This window comes from Ralstonia pickettii (assembly GCF_000607165.1).
Taxonomy (GTDB): Bacteria; Pseudomonadota; Gammaproteobacteria; order Burkholderiales; family Burkholderiaceae; genus Ralstonia; species Ralstonia holmesii.
The window spans coordinates 157,389-175,205 of sequence record NZ_JFZG01000006.1; the positions used below are offsets into that span (position 1 = coordinate 157,389).

The following is a 17,817-nucleotide window of genomic DNA, read 5'->3' on the forward strand; positions in this document are numbered from 1 at the left end:
GCCCAGAAGCGCCTGGAAGGGGCCTTGAAACAATCAGGAGAGTAGCCCAGCATCCTTCAGGGATGCGCGTACAACCTCGTGATACTGGGGTGCCAGCGGCGTCAACGGCAGGCGGATGCCGCCCTCCATCTTGCCCATGGCTTGGAGAGCCCACTTGACGGGAATCGGGTTCGACTCGACGAACAGGTTCTTGTGCACCGACAGCAATTGCATGTGAATGCGGCGAGCCGTTTCCACATCGCCGCGCATGGCAGCCGCGCACAGTTCGTGCATGGCGCGCGGCGCCACGTTGGCTGTCACGGAAATGTTGCCGTGGCCGCCCAGCAGCATCAGCGCGATGGCCGTCGGGTCATCCCCGCTATAAATCTTGAACGAGGCCGGTGCGCCCTTGATGAGGTGCGCCGCGCGGTCGATGTTGCCGGTGGCTTCCTTCACGCCGATGACGCCCGGCACTTCGGCCAAACGCAGCATGGTTTCGACCGTCATATCGGCCACCGTGCGGCCCGGCACGTTGTACAGAATGACGGGCAGATCCACCGACTCGGCTACCTTGCGGAAGTGCAGGTACATCCCTTCCTGCGTCGGCTTGTTGTAGTACGGCACGACCTGCAGGGAGGCATCGGCGCCCACTTGCTTGGCATAGGCCGTCAGCTCGACCGCCTCGGTGGTGGAGTTGCCGCCGGTGCCCGCAATGATGGGGATGCGCTTGTTGGCCTGCTCGACCGCCACGCGGATCAGCTCACGGTGCTCTTCCACCGACACGGTCGGCGATTCACCGCTGGTGCCGACGATCACGATGCCGTCGGTACCTTCGGCGATGTGCCAGTCGATGAGCTTGCGCAGGGACGGGAAATCAAGGCTGCCGTCCTCGTGCATGGGCGTGACGATGGCGACGAGACTGCCGGAAATCTGGATCATGGTTTCGAAAGCAGACAAAAGCGTGAACGTAAACAGTCGGATTGTACCGGATCGTCAGAACGGATTCGCCACATCTGGGACCCGCCAAGAGACGGGTAAGCCGCCGTCCTCAGCAACTTCAAAGTGCATAGCGCGACGCAACCGTCCCCGCAAGCTCACGAACCGCGCAAACCCGCTGCACGTAAGCATCTCGGGGCGACGCGAGAAAACCATCTTCGTAGCCGATTACCCGCAGTTGGCCGCGCACCGCATCGAGCAATTCGCCCGGCGCCAGCAGGAATGCCGGATTGGACGGCTTCCCGACGGTTTCGTTTCCGACGGCGAAGGTTTCGTAGATCAGGCGGCCGCCCGGCGCGACGGACGCCAGCAAACGCGGCCAGAGCGGTCGGTGTAAGTAATTCGTAACGACGACGGCATCGAAAGTGGCCCCGGCGGGCAACGGCCACGGGTTGCCTTCGATGTCGGCGACGATGGTTTGGGCGATGCCCGCGAGGGCCGAAAGCGCAGCCGCGTCACGGTCGATGCCTGTTACCTGCAGGCCGCGTGCAGCCAGCCAACGTGCGTGTCGGCCGCTGCCGCACGCCACATCCAGCACGGAGGCGCCGGCCGGCAGTTCAGCCGTCCAACGCGCCACCCACGGCGACGGCGCAGCAAGCGTGTGCGAATCCAAGGCGGCGGCAGACATCAACGGCCCATCAGCTATACGTCAGACCCATCGCCTCGCGCACCTCGCGCATGGTCTCTTGCGTGACCTTACGGGCGTTGTCGCAGCCATCGGCGATGATGGCGCGCAGCAATGACGGATCGTCCATGTATTTCTGGGCGCGTTCGAGCATCGGCTGCTGTTCGCGCAGAATGCCCTCGATCACGGGCTGCTTGCATTCCAGGCAGCCGATGCCGGCGCTGCGGCAGCCCTTCTGCACCCACTCTTTCGTGTCGGCGTCGGAGTAGACCTGGTGCAGTTGCCAGACCGGGCACTTGTCCGGGTCGCCCGGATCGGTGCGGCGCACGCGGGCCGGGTCGGTCGGCATGGTGCGGACCTTTTTCTCGACGGTTTCCTTGTCCTCGCGCATGCGGATCGTGTTGCCGTACGACTTGGACATCTTCTGGCCGTCGAGACCCGGCATGCGCGATGCCTCGGTCAGCAGCACCTGCGGCTCGGGCAGGATGATCTTGCGGGCACCTTCCAGGTAGCCGAACAGGCGTTCGCGGTCGCCCATCGAGAGGCTCTGGGATTCGGCAAGCAGTGCGCGAGCCTGCTCCAGAGCCTCATCTTCGCCACGCTCCTGGTACGCGGTGCGCAGTTCCAGATACAGCTTGGCGCGCTTGCCGCCGAGTTTCTTAGCCGCTTCCAGCGCTTTCTCTTCGAAGCCCAGTTCGCGGCCATAGAGGTAGTTGAAGCGGCGGGCAACTTCGCGCGTCATCTCGACGTGCGGCACCTGGTCTTCGCCCACCGGAACGAAGCCGGCGCGGTAGATCAAGATGTCAGCGGCCTGCAGCAGCGGGTAGCCGAGGAAGCCGTAGGTGGAGAGATCCTTCTCCTTGAGCTTCTCGATCTGGTCCTTGTACGTCGGCACACGTTCGAGCCAGCCCAGCGGTGTGCCCATCGAAAGCAGCAGGAACAGCTCGGCGTGCTCGGGCACACGGCTCTGGATGAACAGCGTGGACTGCGTCGGATCGACGCCGGCAGCGAGCCAGTCGATCAACATTTCCCACACGGATTGCGCGATCACCTCGGGTGACTCGTAGTGCGTGGTCAGCGCATGCCAGTCGGCGACGAAGAAGAAGCACGGGTACTCGGCTTGCAGCCGGACCCAGTTTTTCAAGACGCCGTGGTAATGCCCCAGGTGCAGAGCACCGGTCGGACGCATGCCGGAGAGAACGCGGTCAGGAAACATGTGGGAAATGGAGTTGAAGACTCAGGAAAACAGCATCTGCAGCGGGCTCAGAATCCACTGCAGCAGTTGAAACAGCAGCGCCATGATCGGGCGCATCCAGACATTGGTGATGACGTTGGAAATGATCAACGCCATCACGATGAAGAAGCCGAACGGTTCGATGCGCGACAGACCGAGCGCCATCCGAGGCGGCAGGAGTGCTGCCAGCACGCGCCCGCCATCAAGCGGCGGCAGCGGAAACATGTTGAACGCCGCCATCACCATATTGACCAGAATGCCAGCGCGCGCCATGCCGATCAGGAACGGCTCATTCACACCGCCCCCCGCGAACACAACCGCCAACACGCCCCAGAAGATCGCCTGAACAAAGTTGGTGGTGGGCCCCGCCAGCGCCACCCACATGCCGTGCCAGCGCGGATCGCGTAGACGGTCGAAGCGCACCGGCACCGGCTTGGCATAGCCAAACACGAAAGCGCCCTTGGTTGCGAAATACAGCAGCAGCGGCATTGCGATTGTGCCGATGGGATCGATGTGCCGCAGCGGATTGATGCTGACGCGGCCCATGACATAGGCTGTATCGTCGCCGAAATGCTTGGCGACATAGCCATGCGCCGCCTCATGCAGCGTGATGGCAAACAGGACGGGAATCGCGTAAACCGCGATGTTCTGGATCAGTGTGGGGTCCATAGGCGAGCTATTGTAGCAAGCGCGCGCCGCGGCAAGGCGCCACCGAAGCGCGCGCCAACGGCTGGCCTACAGGCCCACGCGAGCCGGATCGCCCCGGCCTTGGCGCACAAGTTCGGGCTCGCCGCTGGTCAGGTCGATGACGGTGGTCGGTTCAGCCGGGGCTGGACCGCCGTCGATGACGAGTTCGAGCTGCTTTTCAAGCCGGTCCCGAATGGTTTCGGCCTCGTTGAGCGGTTCGTCGTCGCCGGGCAGTTGCAGCGTGGCCGAGAGCAGCGGCTCACCCAACTCCGCCATCAGTGCCAGGGGAATCGCGTGTTCCGGTACGCGCAGGCCGATCGTCTTGCGCGACGGGTGCGAAAGCCGGCGCGGCACTTCCTTGGTCGCCTCGAGCAGGAAGACGAACGGCCCCGGCGTCGCCGCCTTCAGCACGCGGTACTGCTTGTTGTCGACGCGTGCAAACGTGGCCAGCTCGGAAAGGTCGCGGCACATCAGCGTGAGGTGGTGCTTCTCGTCGATGCCGCGCACGCGGCGCAGGCGCTCGACGGCCGATTTGTCGTCCAGATGGCAGGCGAGCGCGTAGCAGGAATCGGTGGGCAGCGCGACCAGGCCGCCGGCGCGGATGATCTCCACGGCCTGGCGAATCAAGCGCCCTTGCGGGGTGGTCGGGTGAATCTGGAAGAACTGGGACATGGCAGCCGCGCGCTCAGGACATCCACCGGCTCCACACCGGCGTCAGGTTGTCGGGTAGCGGCGGCAGCGTGCCGAGTTCGACGCGGCCCTCACCTGGACCATGGAAGTCTGAACCGCGCGACGCCAACAGGCCGTAACGGCGGGCCACGTCGGCGTACAGCGCGTATTGGTCGGGCGTATGGCTGCCGGTGACGACCTCGACGCCCTCCCCGCCCAGCGCCTTGAATTCGTCAAACAGCGCGCCGTGCTCGACCAGCGACAGCGTGTAGCGTCCTGGATGCGCCATCACCGCGACGCCACCCGCGCCCTTGATCCAGTTGATCGCATCGGCCAGGCGTGCCCAGCGATGCGGCACGTAACCCGGCTTGCCGTCGCCCAGATAGCGGTCAAATACCTCGTGGATGTCGCGGCAGTGACCGTGCTCGACCAGGAAGCGCGCGAAATGGGTGCGTGAGACCATGTCGGGATTGCCGGCGTAGCGCAACGCACCTTCATAAGCGCCTTCGATGCCGAGCTTGGCCAGCGCGGCGCTGATGTCTTCGGCGCGCGCGCAGCGGCCGGAGCGTGTGCGTTCGAGCCCCTGCACCAGATCGGGGTTATCCGGATCGATGCCAAGGCCGACGATGTGCAGCGTGCGCCCCGCCCAGGTCACGGAAATCTCTACGCCCGAGAGGTAATCCATGCCCAAGGCCGTTGCCGCTTCGCGGGCAGCGGCCTGCCCACCCACTTCGTCGTGGTCGGTCAACGCCCAGAGCGTCACACCGTGCGCGGCAGCGCGGGCAGCCACTTCCTGCGGCGCAAGCATGCCGTCCGACACCGTGGAATGGCAGTGCAGATCGGCATTTCGGGCGGAGGCGGCGGAGATGTTTGGCATTTCGCCATTTTACTGCCGCGTCGCGCAACCGGGGGACCGCACCCCACTAAAGATCGGCATTCGGAAGACCCGACTGCCCGTGGCGGTGTTCGCGGCGAGGCGCTTGCTGCAGGCTATAGTGGCCGCATTGTTTCGTTCTCGACGCTTTGCCATGACTTCCGCCAAATTCCCCGCCGATCTACTTCAGCCCTTGCAGCAACGCATCGACGTGCTCGTCGTGGGTGCGGGGCCAGTGGGGCTATTTGCAGCCTTCCAGGCAGGCGTGCTCGGCATGTCGTGTGTGCTGGTGGATGCATTGGACCGCCCGGGCGGCCAATGCACGGAGCTGTACCCGGAAAAACCGATCTACGACATCCCGGCACTCGTCTCGTGCACGGCGCAGGAACTCGTCGACCGGTTGATGGCCCAGTGCGCGCCGTTCAACTACCCCATTCTCTGCGGTCGCCGCGCGGAAACCGTGGAAACGCTGGAAAGCGAGCACGGCCAGCGCTTTCGCGTCACCACCAGCGCCGGCGACGTGTTCGACTGCGCCGCCGTACTCATCACGGCAGGCAACGGCGCGTTCACCCCACAACGTGTGGCTTTGCCTGAAGCGGCCGCACTGGAAGGGCGCCACCTGCACTATGCCGTGCGCGACACTGCGCGCTTTGCGGGCAAGCGCGTGGTTATCGCTGGCGGCGGGGATTCCGCGCTCGACTGGGCGCTCGCGCTGCGAAAAGTGGCCGCACGTGTAACGCTGGTCCATCGGCGAGAGGGCTTTCGCGCAGCCGATGCGAGCGTCGCTGAAATGCGCGCCGCCGTCACCGCCGGCGAAATGGATTTCGCGCTGGGCATGCTCTCGCGTCTGGACAGCACGCCCGACGGCACACTCACCGGCGCGGCCATCCGCGGGCGCGATGGCGAAACCGTCCTGCCCTGCGATGAACTGATCGCGCTGTATGGTCTGGTTTCCGAGCCAGGCCCGATTGTCAACTGGGGCGTAGAGATGCGCGTGGGCCGCATCACGGTGGAAACGACGGCGTACGAGACGTCGCGCCCGGGCGTGTTTGCGGCGGGCGACATCGCGCTGTATCCGAACAAGCAGAAGCTGATTCTGTCGGGTTTCCACGAGGTGGCGATGGCGCTGCGCCGCGCGTACCGCTACGCGAATCCGGACAAGACGCTCGTGCATACGCATTCGAGCAACGACGCGGGGTTGCAGACAAAGCTGCATGTGGCTGCCGAGTAGGTCGTCCGCATGCGCGCACCGTCGCTCTACGAAACCGTGCTTGGCGGGCGATACGCGCAACTGGCGCCGGCGGTGCAGACGTTCCACCGAATGACCGGCGCAGTGACGCTGCACGGTGAAGTCGAAACAGAGCCGCCCGCCTCGCGCCTCGCACGCGGGCTTGCCTGGTGCATCCGCACGCCGCGCACATCGACACGCGGCCCGATCCGAATCACGCTCAACGCCGCAGCCACGGAAGAAACCTGGACGCGCCATTTCCCGCGCCACACGATGCGCTCAACGTTGTCGCTGCATCAGGGGCGCATCACGGAACGGCTCGGTGCGGTGCGTCTGTTCTTTGCGCTGGAAGCGGAGCACGGCGTATTGCGGATGCGCCTGGCGGGCTTGCGCTTCCTCGGCATCCCTTGCCCGGCGTGGCTGCGGCCGGCCGTGTTGGCAGAGGAATCCGGCGAGGGTGATCGCTTCCACTTCAACGTACGCGCCAGCGTGCCATTGTTGGGTGTGGTTGCGGCGTATCGAGGTTATCTCGACCTGACGACGATGGAGCACGAATGATCGTTGTCTACGATGCGCACTGCCTGCTGTGCAGCGGCTCCATCCAATTTCTGCTGCGACACGATCGGCAAGGCGTGCTGCGCTTCGCATCCATGCAGGGCGAGACCGGACGGCAGTTGCTCGCGCAGGCCGGCGTGAGTCCGGATGGCGTGGATACCGTGCTGTTCGTGCGGGACGGCCGTGCGTGGCGTGAAAGCGCCGCCGTCCTGCGCATCCTGCATGCGCTCGGCTGGCCCTGGCGGTTGGCATGGATCGGCTGGTTGATCCCGGCAGCACTGCGCGACACGCTGTATCGCCGCGTTGCGCGCAATCGCTATCGATGGTTTGGGCGGTCAGACACTTGCATCCTGCCGCCACCCGGCGCGGCGCGGCGATTTCTCGATTGACTCTGTCGCTCAGTGCTGCAAGCAGAACTCTTCGATCAGCGCGGCCACCTGCTCCGGCTGATCGTGGTGCAGCATGTGCCCCGCGTCTGCAATCAGCACCTCACGGAAATCAGGAAACGCCGCAAAGCGTGTCTTGAACTCGGCCAGCGGCACGTCGCCCGCGATGGCCTTCAGCGTGAGTGAATCGACTGCCTCGACGTGCAGCACGGGCGCGGTAACACAGCGCCAGATTTCCATCACCTCATCCAGCCGATAAAGCTGCGGATTGATAATCTTGTGCGCCGGGTCGCCGAGAATTTCCCAGCGGCCCTCGGCGTTCTGGCCCGACCAGTGTTGCGCGAGGAATGCGGCCTTGTCGGACGGCAGACGCGGATTGGTCTTCTGCAGGCGCGCGGCGACGTCTTCAACGGTGGCGTAGGTGTTCAGGCGCGGCTTGTCCTTCAGCTCGTCGAGCCAACGCGCATAGCGCCGCGGCGCCTGTGATGCCTTCGACGCCGACATGCCGAAGCCCTCCAGATCCACCACGCGCCGCACGCGCTCGGGCCGGATACCCGCGTACAGGCAAACCACGTTGGCGCCCAGGCTGTGCCCGACCAGCGTCACCTGCCCTTCCGGCTGATAGTGATCGATGATGGCTTCGAGGTCGGCCACGTAATCGGCAAACCAATAGCTCTCGACGCCGGGGCCCTGGGTGGGTCGGGCGGTCTGGCCGTACCCGCGCCAATCCGGCGCCACGATATGCCAGCGCTCGCGCAGCGCATCGACCAGAAACTGGAACGACGCCGACACATCCATCCACCCGTGAAACAGGAAGAGGATGGGCGCACCGGGTTCGCCCCATTCGCGGATGTGATAGCGCAGGCCGCGCACGGGCAGATATGTCGAGCGGGAGGCCTGGCGCGCGGCAGGCTGTGTGGTGGAGTCCATGGTTTCCGTCACCCAATAGAAATCGAACGATCGTTCTTTTTCTGAAGATTATAGCGGCGGATGGGGAACGCCGTTGCGCTTAGAACGAGGCTTCCAGGGCGGCAATTTCGTCGTCGTCGAAACCGGCCTGGCGGCGCGCCTCGAGGTTGAATGGACCGCGCAATCGCGGCGCACCGTATTGCTCGGCCAGCTTGCGATACGTTGGCACGGGGTCCAGGCCGGCGCGCTCGCACAGCCAGCGGTACCAGCGATTGCCGACCGCAACGTGGCCGATCTCGTCGCGCAGGATGATGTCGAGGATGCCAGCGGCCGCCATGTCTCCTGCCTGGGCCAGCTTGGCACGAATCGGCGGCGAGGCGTCGAGCCCGCGCGCCTCAAGCGTGCGCGGCACCAGCGCCATGCGCGCGAGGGGATCGGCAGCAGTTTTCTCCGTCATCTGCCACAAGCCGTCGTGGGCGGGGTGATCGCCGTAGCGGCAATCGAGCGTTGCCAGGTGGGCCGCAAGCAACGAAAAGTGCGTGGCCTCTTCAGCGGCCACACGCGCCCAGTCCTGGTAGAACGCCACGGGCATCCCCGCAAAACGCCACACGGCGTCGAGCGCAAGATTGATGGCATTGAATTCGATGTGCGCGAGTGCGTGCAACAACGCGCCCCGACCACGTGGCGTATCGATCGCACGACGGCGGGGAACCTCGGAAGGCGGCACGAGCACCGGCGCGCCTGGGCGGCCGGGGACACCGCTTTCCGGTGCCGCCATGGCTTCGTCAATGCCCCAGCTCGCGTCGTCGGCACACTTGGCGCGCTCGCCCAGACGCAGCGTGGCGTCCACCTTGCTGGCCGGATCAGTGAGACACAGCGCGGCCAAGGCGGCGTGGCGCAGCGTGTTGGGGAGCGTTTTGGGGCAAGGCTGCGAAGCGGTCATCAGCGTACAATTTGGACTTTCCGCCATTTTAATTCGACGCATCGGCCTGCCTCGCTCGGCAAGCTTGAAGACGCGCCCATTCCCCCCATTTACGCAGATTCTGGAGACCGATCGCATGGCCCTCTACCAACTCGGCGATGTTGCCCCGACCATTGACGCAAACGCCTATGTGGCCCCCGAAGCGACCGTCATCGGCCGCGTGGAGCTGAAAGCACGTGCGAGCGTGTGGCCTGGCGCCGTCATCCGTGGCGACAACGAGCCGATTACCGTGGGCGAGGCCAGCAACGTGCAGGAAGGCTCGGTGCTGCACACCGATCCGGGCTGCCCGCTGAACATCGGCGACCGCGTGACGATCGGCCACCAGGCCATGCTGCACGGTTGCACGATCGGCGAAGGCTCGCTGATCGGCATCCAGGCGGTGGTTCTCAATCGCGCGGTGATCGGCAAGAACTGCCTGGTGGGCGCGGGCGCGATCGTCACCGAAGGCAAGGTCTTCGAAGATGGCACGCTCATTCTGGGTGCGCCCGCCAAGGCTGTGCGCAAACTGACGGAAGACGACATCGCCAAGATGCACCTGAACACCGAAACGTATGCGGTGCGTCAGGCGATGTACAAGCAGCAACTGAAACGGATCGATGGATGACTGACGAGCTGAAGAAATTTGTATTCGACGCCGCGCCTGTGCGCGGTGAACTGGTGCGCCTGGAAGGGACATGGCAAGAGGTGCTGAGCCACCGCCGCTACCCTGCCCCGGTCAGCACGCTGCTGGGTGAGATGATGGCCGCCGCCGCGCTGCTGTCAGCCAACCTCAAGTTCAACGGCGCGCTCGTCATGCAACTGCACGGTGACGGCCCGGTGCACATGCTGGTCGTGGAGTGCAACTCCGACCTGTCGATGCGCGCCACCGCCAAGATTGCCGAAGGCGTCGAGATTGCCGACGACGCCACGCTGGCTGCCATGGTCAACGTGCACGGCAACGGACGCTTCGCCATCACGCTCGACCCGCAAGACAAGTTGCCGGGCCAGCAGCCGTATCAAGGCATTGTGCCCCTGTCGGATGAGAACGGGCCGCTTGCCAGCATCACCGAAGTGCTTGAGCACTACATGCAAAGCTCTGAGCAGCTCGACACGCGCCTGTGGCTGGCCGCCGACGGCAAGGTCGCGTCGGGCATGTTGCTGCAACGCTTGCCTTCGTATGGCGGCACCATGGAAGGCCGCACGACCCACGTCCCTGCGCAAGTTGGCGAGACGGGCCAGCCGCTGCACCACGACGTGCAGGAGCAAGATCTCGACACGTGGGAGCGCGTTTGCCAGCTAGGCAAGACGCTGCGCCGCGACGAACTGCTCGAACAGCCGATCGACACGCTCATCAAGCGCCTGTACTGGGAAGAAATGGAAGCGGCCGGCATCCGCATGTTCGAGCCGCAAACCCCGCGGTTCCGCTGCTCGTGCTCCCGCCTGCGAGTGGGATCGATGCTGCGTACGCTGGGCCAACCCGAGGTCGATAGCATTCTGGAAGAGCGCGGCCAGGTGGAAATCGACTGCGAATTCTGCGGCCAGCACTACAGCTTCGACGCCGTGGACTGTGCACAGCTCTTCGCACAGGAGACCGTCGCGCAAGGCATCCAGGGCGCGTCCGACCAGCGCCACTGAACACGGCGACATAGTATGAAGTGCGCGTGGCGCGCGGCACTTATCGGTGCCGCCCACGCTCTAAGTCGCCAGTTTCTTCATCTGCCGCTTGCTGCGGAGCGCATCATGTCTGAGCCCACTTCCTCGTCCTTGCGATCGTTGAGTCTCTCTCGCGCTGGTGCGCTGGCGTTGCCGATTGGCGCGGCGCTGCTGGCGTCGGCCTGCGTTGCCGTGCCGCGCGGCCCGGGCGGTACCCCCTACACCGCCCGGCTGTCGGACGATACGCAGGCTGCGGCATCCGCGCCGTTGTCGGCGGAAGACCGCAAGAAGCTGGATGCGCTGAATGCCAAGGCGCTGCGCGAATCGGATCAAGCCATCAGACGCGATGCCGAAGCGCGCGCCTATGCGGCCACGCCGTACTACGCGCCGTATCCGTACTACGGAGGCTATTCGGTGTACTACGGCAGCGGATGGCGGCACCGTGGCGACTGGGGCGTCAGCTACGGGGCACCCGTGTGGGGCTATCCGTACTACTGGTAAATCCCGGAAATTGTCTTGAAGACGAGCGCATCTGCAGGATGCGTTCGCATAGCTGGCTCAGTGATGCGCCTGCTGGCCCGCAGGAGGGGGCGGCGGTGGCGGAGTTTCGCTGGTTTTCGGGGCCGGCGCGACGAACTGCACGAAGCCTTCGTCGTCTTTCACCATCCCCAGCTCATAGCGCGCGCGCTCTTCAATGGCGCCCGTGCCTTCCTTCAAATCCTTCACTTCGCCTTCGAGCTTGGTGTTGCGCTGCTTCAGTTCAGCGTTGCGCTGATTCTGCGCCGTCACCTGCTTCTGCATGTCCCACACGCGCAGCCAGCCGCCCTTGCCCAGCCAAAGCGGGTACTGGATAGCAAGCAGCAACAGCAGCAGGAACAGCGTAATCAGGCGCATAGAGACAAGCGTTGGCGGTACTCGGGCCCCAAATACCATGCGACCGCCAAAGCGGCGGTCGCACAGTCATGCGGAGCGAAACTGCGAGGGATTATCGCAGGTTATAGAACGCCGACTTGCCCGGGTAGCTGGCGATATCACCGAGGTCTTCTTCGATACGCAGCAACTGGTTGTACTTGGCCATGCGATCCGAGCGCGACAGCGAGCCGGTCTTGATCTGGCCAGCGTTCGTGCCAACGGCAATATCGGCGATCGTGCTGTCTTCGGTTTCGCCCGAGCGGTGCGAGATCACAGCGGTGTAGCCGGCGCGCTTGGCCATCTCGATGGCTGCGAACGTCTCGGTCAGCGTACCGATCTGGTTGATCTTGATGAGGATCGAGTTGGCGATGCCCTTCTCGATGCCTTCCTTCAGGATCTTGGTGTTGGTAACGAACAAATCGTCGCCCACCAGCTGCACCTTCTTGCCAAGCTTTTCGGTCAGGACCTTCCAACCGGCCCAATCGCTCTCGTGCATGCCGTCTTCGATCGACACGATCGGGAACTTGTCAGCCAGATTTGCCAGGTAGTTGGCGAAATCTTCCGACGACAGCTGCAGGCCTTCGCCTTCGAGGTGATATTTGCCGTCCTTGTAGAACTCGGAAGCAGCGCAGTCCAGCGCCAGCAGCACGTCTTCACCGGCCTTGTAGCCAGCTTGCTCGATGGCCGACAGGATGGTGTTCAGGCACTCTTCGTTGCTGGCGAAGTTCGGTGCGAAGCCGCCTTCGTCGCCAACGGCCGTGCTCATACCCTTGTCAGCCAGGATCTTCTTCAGTGCGTGGAAGATCTCTGCGCCGCAGCGCAGGGCTTCACGGAAGCTCGACTGGCCGACCGGCATCACCATGAATTCCTGGATGTCCAGGCTGTTGTTGGCGTGTGCACCGCCATTGACGATGTTCATCATCGGCACCGGCATCTGCATCGCGCCCGAACCGCCGAAGTAGCGATACAGCGGCAGACCGGCTTCTTCGGCAGCAGCCTTGGCAACAGCCATCGACACGGCCAGCATGGCGTTTGCGCCCAGGCGGCTCTTGTTCTCGGTACCGTCCAGATCGATCAGGGTGCGATCCAGGAAAGCCTGTTCCGACGCGTCCAGGCCCATGATGGCCTCGGAGATTTCGGTGTTGATATGCTCGACGGCCTTGAGCACGCCCTTGCCCAGGTAGCGCGACTTGTCGCCGTCACGCAGTTCGATGGCTTCGCGCGAGCCGGTGGATGCGCCCGACGGCACCGCGGCACGGCCCATCACGCCCGATTCCAGCAGCACGTCGCATTCGACAGTCGGATTGCCGCGCGAGTCCAGCACTTCGCGACCGATGATATCTACGATGGCACTCATGAAAATCCCTCTTGGTGTCTTAAAGCTAACGCAAGCAGTCGATGGGCTTAGATGCCTTCGACCACAATCATGTTCATCTTGGCGGCCTTGGCGCGCGCATCGCGCGCAGCCAGGTATTCCTCGCTGTCATAAAACGCCTTCGCAGCATCGTAGCTTGCAAACTTCAGCACGACGATACGCGTCGGGTTCCACTCGCCTTCCAGCTGCTCGGTCTTGCCGCCGCGCACCAGCGGCTCCGCGCCATGAGCCTGCATGGCCTTGGTCGACAGCACTTTGTATTGTTCGTATTGCACGGGGTCTGTCACGTCCACGTACGCGAGGATGTAGCCAGCGGCCATGTGTCTCTCTCCAGAAGCTGCAACAAACGACGACGGCAGCATACGCTGCCGCCGGTCGGGTTGGGATCAGTCAATCAGTCGAACTGATTTTCCAGGAAACCGCTGCGCTTGGTGAGCACATCCAGTTCTTTCAGAACCGACAGCAAGTCTTTCATGCGACGCAGCGGTACGGCATTCGGACCGTCTGATTTCGCGCATGCGGGATCGGGGTGCGTTTCCATGAAAACGCCCGACACGCCCGCGGCGATGGCCGCACGTGCCAGCACCGGCACGAACTCGCGCTGGCCGCCCGAGCTGGTGCCCTGGCCGCCCGGCAATTGCACCGAATGCGTGGCGTCGAACACCACCGGCGCCCCCGTCTCTCGCATGATCGCGAGCGAGCGCATGTCTGACACGAGGTTGTTGTAACCAAACGAGGCACCGCGCTCGCAGGCCATGAAGTTGTCTTCCGGCAGGCCGGCATCGCGGGCAGCATGACGCGCCTTGTCGATGACATTCTTCATGTCGTGCGGCGCGAGGAACTGGCCCTTCTTGATATTGACGGGCTTACCGCTCTGCGCGCAGGCACGGATGAAATCGGTCTGGCGACACAGAAACGCCGGCGTCTGGAGCACGTCCACGACTTCGGCCACGGGCTTGATCTCATCGATCTCGTGGATGTCGGTCAGCACAGGCACGCCCACCTGGCGACGCACTTCCGCCAGAATGCGCAGCCCCTCTTCCATGCCCAGACCGCGGAACGAGGCGTCCGACGAGCGATTCGCCTTGTCGAACGACGACTTGTAGATGAACGGAATGCCCAGCTCGCCGGTAATCTCCTTGAGCGTACCGGCGGTGTCGATCGCCATCTGCTCGGATTCGATCACGCAGGTGCCGGCAATCAGGAAGAACGGTTTGTCGAGGCCGACTTCGAAATCGCAGAGTTTCATGATGTTCCCGTGTGCCGGCGCTTAGGCGACAGCGCGTTGCGTGTTCTGCTGGTGATGCGCCAGCGCGGCTTCCACGTAGGCCTTGAACAGCGGGTGGCCATCACGCGGCGTCGAGGTGAATTCCGGGTGGAACTGCACGCCGACGAACCACGGGTGCATCGACGCCGGCAGCTCCATCATTTCCGGCAGGTTTTCCGACGGCGTGCGCGCGGAGATGATCATCCCGGCCTTTTCCAGCTGAGGCACGTAGTGATTGTTCACCTCGTAGCGGTGACGATGGCGCTCGTTGACTTCCGCGCCATAGATTGCCGCTGCCTTGGTGCCAGATTGCACCGGCACGCGCTGCGAGCCCAAGCGCATGGTGCCGCCCAGGTCGGAGTCGGCCGAGCGCTTTTCCACGCGGCCATCGCGATCCAGCCATTCGGTAATGAGCGCGACCACCGGGTGTTCGGTCTCGTCGTTGAATTCCGTGCTGTTGGCGTCTTTCATGCCGGCCAGATGGCGGGCGAATTCGATCACTGCCAACTGCATCCCCAGGCAGATGCCCAGGTACGGCACGCCCTTTTCACGTGCGTACTGAATTGCGCGGATCTTGCCTTCCGTACCGCGCTTGCCGAAGCCGCCCGGCACCAGAATCGCGTCCAGCGTGTCCAGCACCTGCGTATGGCCCGATTCCAGTTCTTCGGAATCGATGTACTCGATATTGACGCGCGTCGAGGTATGCAGGCCGGCGTGGCGCAGCGCCTCGATCAGCGACTTGTACGACTCGGTCAGGTCAACATATTTGCCGACCATGCCGATGGTGATCTCGTGCTGCGGGTTTTCCAGCGTGTGCACCATATGCGCCCACACCGACAGGTCTGCCGGCGGCGCTTCGATGCGCAGCTCTTCGCAGATGATGCGATCCAGCCCCTGCTCGTTGAGCATTTGCGGGATCTTGTAGATGGTGTCGACATCCCACACCGAGATGACCGCGTCCTGCGGCATGTTGGCGAAAAGCGAAATCTTCGCGCGCTCATCGTCGGGAATCGGGCGGTCGGCGCGGCACAGCAGCGCGGTCGGCTGCACGCCGATTTCGCGCAGCTTCTGCACCGAGTGCTGGGTCGGCTTGGTCTTCAGCTCGCCGGCGCTGGCAATGAACGGCACCAGCGTCAGGTGTGCGAACGCCACCTGGTTGCGACCCAGGCGCAGGCTCATCTGACGTGCGGCTTCCAGGAACGGCAGCGATTCGATATCGCCCACCGTACCGCCGATTTCCACGATCGCCACATCGGCCTTACCGCCATGCGATGCAGCAGCACCGCGCTCGATGAACGCCTGGATTTCGTTGGTGATATGCGGAATCACTTGCACCGTCTTGCCGAGATACTCGCCGCGACGCTCCTTGCGGATCACGGATTCGTAAATCTGGCCGGTGGTGAAGTTGTTCGCCTTGCGCATCTTGGCCGAGACAAAACGCTCGTAGTGGCCAAGATCGAGGTCGGTTTCTGCGCCGTCCTCGGTCACAAACACTTCGCCGTGCTGGAACGGGCTCATCGTGCCCGGGTCGACGTTGATGTAAGGATCGAGTTTGAGGAGGGTGACTTTGAGGCCGCGCGACTCGAGAATGGCCGCGAGCGAGGCGGCGGCGATGCCCTTGCCGAGTGAGGACACTACGCCACCGGTAACGAATACGAACTTGGTCATGACCTAGCTTGCCGGGGAAAGCCGGATTATAGCAAAGGTCCCCTCTCCGATCCGTGACAGAACGGTGGAATTTGCCCCAAGGCAGCCTCGCCTATGCGGCGTGCCGCATGGCGCCTGCGTTGGCGCGCATTTCGTTGATCAACTCGCGGATCAACCGGGCCGTTTCGAGCGGCTTTTCCATCGGATAAAGATGACTGCCCTCGATCCAGCGCAGCCTCCCGCCGACGATGCGCCGGGTCGCGCCCAGTCCGACTTGGCGAATCTCGCGCGAACGCGTGCCAGCCACAAAGCTGACGGGGAACGCCGTGCCGCCAGCGACTTTACGCCCCATGTTGGTCGGCAATGTCCGATAGATTTGGTATTCGATTTCGCGCGAGAAGCGCAGTGTGCGCTCGTGGTCACGCCCGGTAGGCTCGGTGCCGTGCTCGACATAGTCGCGCAACACCTCTTCGTCCCAACGATCGAACTTGCGTTTGGCCTTGAAGTGGCTCCAGACGGAGTCGAGATCGGGCCACAGATGGCGCCGGTTTTTCGTCGCTGCAGCAGGTGATTGGCTCTCGTCGATGTCCAGCCATTGCGCCACGCGCAGCAGCTTGGCGCGCCATCCCGCGATGATCGGCGAATCGAGCATGACGACGCCACGCACGCGCTCGGGCCGGCGCAGCGCCGCCATCAAACTCAAGAAGCCGCCCAGCGAATGACCCACCAGCCAGACCGGCTCGGCCTGCGCGTCGATTTCGGCGAGCAGCTCCTTCACAAGACCTGGCCAGGAACGGGTGACAGGAAACCTCGGATCATGCCCAAAACGCTCCACGGCGCGGATGTCGAATTCGTCACCCAGCACGCCCAGCATCTTGCGATACGTTCCCACGGGAAAGCCGTTGGCATGCGAAAAAAGCATCACATCACGCATCGCAGATCCTGTGCCTCAGTGCGACTTCTGCGATCCGCCGGCCACGCGCTGGATCGTGGATACCTGCTCCAACGCAGGACCGGGCGCGCGCTCCGGCACTGCGGGCGCGTCAGCGGCGGGCGGCGCGATGCGCACGGGTCCGACCTCCGCGGAGGGATGACCCTCGCGGCGCAACGGGTACGAAGGCGAAGTGCCGGTTTCCCAATCCGGATCGTCGATTTCGGCAAACACCTGGCGCAGGCGCTTGCCCCATGTGCCGCGAATCATCGTGAAATATGGGTTCTCTTCGTCGATGGCGACAAAGCGCGTCACACGCAGGGAGTCGGTCTCATAGACCAGCAGATCCAGCGGCAAGCCCACGGAAATATTCGATTTCAGCGTTGAATCCATCGAAATCAGCGCGCATTTTGCAGCTTCGTCCAGCGGCAGCCCCGGGCTGACCACGCGGTCGATGATCGGCTTGCCGTACTTGGCTTCGCCGATCTGGAAATAGCAATTCTCGGGCGTGGCTTCAATGAAGTTGCCTGCCGCGTAGACGTTGAACAGGCGCGGCCGCTCTGCGCCGATCTGCCCGCCGAAGACGATGCTGACGTTGAAGTCGATTTTGGCCTTGGCCAGCGCTGCCGCGTCGCGGTCGTAGACGTCGCGCACGGCCTCGCCAACAATCGTGGCGGCCTCGAACATGTCCCGCGCCGTCCACAGCGAGCGCGGCTTGCCGCGCGCTTCGGTCAGCACTTGGCGCACCGCCTGACTGATCGCCAGATTGCCGGCCGTCAGCAGCACCATGACACGATCGCCTTCGCGCTCGAAGACGGTCATTTTGCGGAACGTGGAAATGGCGTCCACGCCCGCATTCGTGCGGGAGTCGGACAGGAACACAAGGCCTGCGTCCAGGCGCATGGCGACGCAATAAGTCATGGGCGAAG

General features: G+C 63.8%; 21 protein-coding genes. 6 read left to right on the forward strand and 15 right to left on the reverse strand.

Annotated elements, in window-relative coordinates; translation table 11 throughout:
* Positions 1-33: 33 nt before the first annotated feature.
* From dapA to BG83_RS0106930, 6 genes are all read right to left on the reverse strand, one after another.
* Positions 34-918 (reverse strand): 4-hydroxy-tetrahydrodipicolinate synthase, encoded by an 885-nt coding sequence (dapA, locus tag BG83_RS0106905; RefSeq protein WP_024976031.1) that lies wholly within the window; start codon positions 916-918, stop codon positions 34-36.
* A gap of 118 nt (positions 919-1,036) precedes the next feature.
* Positions 1,037-1,603, reverse strand: coding sequence for a class I SAM-dependent methyltransferase (locus BG83_RS0106910; protein ID WP_024976032.1), 567 nt, complete (start codon positions 1,601-1,603; stop codon positions 1,037-1,039).
* A 10-nt stretch (positions 1,604-1,613) separates the two neighbouring features.
* Positions 1,614-2,816 carry a tryptophan--tRNA ligase gene (locus tag BG83_RS0106915; protein WP_024976033.1) on the reverse strand — a complete coding sequence of 401 codons (1,203 nt, stop codon included), beginning with the start codon at positions 2,814-2,816 and terminating at the stop codon, positions 1,614-1,616.
* A 21-nt stretch (positions 2,817-2,837) separates the two neighbouring features.
* Positions 2,838-3,503 carry a site-2 protease family protein gene (locus tag BG83_RS0106920; RefSeq protein ID WP_024976034.1) on the reverse strand — a complete coding sequence of 222 codons (666 nt, stop codon included), beginning with the start codon at positions 3,501-3,503 and terminating at the stop codon, positions 2,838-2,840.
* Positions 3,504-3,569: 66 nt separating this feature from the next.
* The gene (locus BG83_RS0106925; protein WP_024976035.1) at positions 3,570-4,193 is read right to left on the reverse strand and encodes an L-threonylcarbamoyladenylate synthase; all 624 of its coding nucleotides are present in this window, start codon (positions 4,191-4,193) and stop codon (positions 3,570-3,572) included.
* 13 nt (positions 4,194-4,206) lie between these two features.
* Positions 4,207-5,067 carry a 3',5'-nucleoside bisphosphate phosphatase gene (locus tag BG83_RS0106930; protein WP_024976036.1) on the reverse strand — a complete coding sequence of 287 codons (861 nt, stop codon included), beginning with the start codon at positions 5,065-5,067 and terminating at the stop codon, positions 4,207-4,209.
* 151 nt (positions 5,068-5,218) lie between these two features.
* Between BG83_RS0106930 and BG83_RS0106935 the strand changes: the two genes are divergently transcribed.
* Genes BG83_RS0106935 through BG83_RS0106945 form a run of 3 tightly spaced genes read left to right on the forward strand, consistent with a single transcriptional unit; the run spans position 5,219 to position 7,236 of the window.
* Positions 5,219-6,295 (forward strand): NAD(P)/FAD-dependent oxidoreductase, encoded by a 1,077-nt coding sequence (locus tag BG83_RS0106935; protein WP_024976037.1) that lies wholly within the window; start codon positions 5,219-5,221, stop codon positions 6,293-6,295.
* A gap of 9 nt (positions 6,296-6,304) precedes the next feature.
* Entirely contained in the window at positions 6,305-6,850 is a 546-nt protein-coding gene (locus tag BG83_RS0106940; protein ID WP_024976038.1) for a DUF4166 domain-containing protein, read from the forward strand.
* Positions 6,847-7,236 carry a thiol-disulfide oxidoreductase DCC family protein gene (locus BG83_RS0106945; RefSeq protein WP_024976039.1) on the forward strand — a complete coding sequence of 130 codons (390 nt, stop codon included), beginning with the start codon at positions 6,847-6,849 and terminating at the stop codon, positions 7,234-7,236. Before BG83_RS0106940 ends, BG83_RS0106945 begins: the two co-directional genes overlap by 4 nt.
* 9 nt (positions 7,237-7,245) lie before the next feature.
* Here BG83_RS0106945 and BG83_RS0106950 read toward each other — a convergent pair whose 3' ends face one another.
* Together BG83_RS0106950 and BG83_RS0106955 are read right to left on the reverse strand one after the other, a co-directional pair.
* On the reverse strand, positions 7,246-8,163 hold the full coding sequence (locus BG83_RS0106950) for an alpha/beta fold hydrolase (RefSeq protein WP_024976040.1): 918 nt from the start codon (positions 8,161-8,163) through the stop codon (positions 7,246-7,248).
* Positions 8,164-8,242: 79 nt separating this feature from the next.
* Positions 8,243-9,085 (reverse strand): ferritin-like domain-containing protein, encoded by an 843-nt coding sequence (locus BG83_RS0106955; protein WP_024976041.1) that lies wholly within the window; start codon positions 9,083-9,085, stop codon positions 8,243-8,245.
* A gap of 115 nt (positions 9,086-9,200) precedes the next feature.
* Between BG83_RS0106955 and BG83_RS0106960 the strand changes: the two genes are divergently transcribed.
* The 3 genes from BG83_RS0106960 to BG83_RS0106970 all read left to right on the forward strand — a co-directional run bounded on the left by BG83_RS0106960 (position 9,201) and on the right by BG83_RS0106970 (position 11,257).
* Positions 9,201-9,728 (forward strand): gamma carbonic anhydrase family protein, encoded by a 528-nt coding sequence (locus BG83_RS0106960; RefSeq protein WP_004626140.1) that lies wholly within the window; start codon positions 9,201-9,203, stop codon positions 9,726-9,728.
* A complete protein-coding gene (locus tag BG83_RS0106965; protein WP_024976042.1) occupies positions 9,725-10,738 on the forward strand; it encodes an Hsp33 family molecular chaperone HslO in 1,014 nt (337 codons plus the stop codon). The genes BG83_RS0106960 and BG83_RS0106965 overlap by 4 nt, the downstream gene beginning before the upstream one ends.
* Positions 10,739-10,843: 105 nt before the next feature.
* On the forward strand, positions 10,844-11,257 hold the full coding sequence (locus BG83_RS0106970) for a hypothetical protein (protein ID WP_024976043.1): 414 nt from the start codon (positions 10,844-10,846) through the stop codon (positions 11,255-11,257).
* A 57-nt stretch (positions 11,258-11,314) separates the two neighbouring features.
* Here the strand turns inward: BG83_RS0106970 and ftsB are convergent, their stop codons facing one another.
* The 7 genes from ftsB to BG83_RS0107005 all read right to left on the reverse strand — a co-directional run bounded on the left by ftsB (position 11,315) and on the right by BG83_RS0107005 (position 17,809).
* Positions 11,315-11,650, reverse strand: a complete 336-nt coding sequence (gene ftsB / locus BG83_RS0106975) for a cell division protein FtsB (protein WP_024976044.1) — start codon at positions 11,648-11,650, stop codon at positions 11,315-11,317.
* Positions 11,651-11,741: 91 nt separating this feature from the next.
* Entirely contained in the window at positions 11,742-13,025 is a 1,284-nt protein-coding gene (gene eno / locus BG83_RS0106980; RefSeq protein ID WP_024976045.1) for a phosphopyruvate hydratase, read from the reverse strand.
* Between the two features lie 47 nt (positions 13,026-13,072).
* Positions 13,073-13,363, reverse strand: coding sequence for a DUF1330 domain-containing protein (locus BG83_RS0106985; protein WP_024976046.1), 291 nt, complete (start codon positions 13,361-13,363; stop codon positions 13,073-13,075).
* 74 nt (positions 13,364-13,437) lie between these two features.
* On the reverse strand, positions 13,438-14,292 hold the full coding sequence (gene kdsA, locus BG83_RS0106990) for a 3-deoxy-8-phosphooctulonate synthase (protein ID WP_024976047.1): 855 nt from the start codon (positions 14,290-14,292) through the stop codon (positions 13,438-13,440).
* Between the two features lie 21 nt (positions 14,293-14,313).
* Positions 14,314-15,978: a CTP synthase gene (locus BG83_RS0106995; protein WP_024976048.1), complete on the reverse strand. Its 1,665-nt coding sequence runs from the start codon at positions 15,976-15,978 to the stop codon at positions 14,314-14,316.
* A 91-nt stretch (positions 15,979-16,069) separates the two neighbouring features.
* Positions 16,070-16,891, reverse strand: coding sequence for an alpha/beta fold hydrolase (locus BG83_RS0107000; RefSeq protein WP_024976049.1), 822 nt, complete (start codon positions 16,889-16,891; stop codon positions 16,070-16,072).
* Positions 16,892-16,906: 15 nt separating this feature from the next.
* A complete protein-coding gene (locus BG83_RS0107005; RefSeq protein WP_024976050.1) occupies positions 16,907-17,809 on the reverse strand; it encodes a peptidase in 903 nt (300 codons plus the stop codon).
* Positions 17,810-17,817 lie beyond the last annotated feature (8 nt).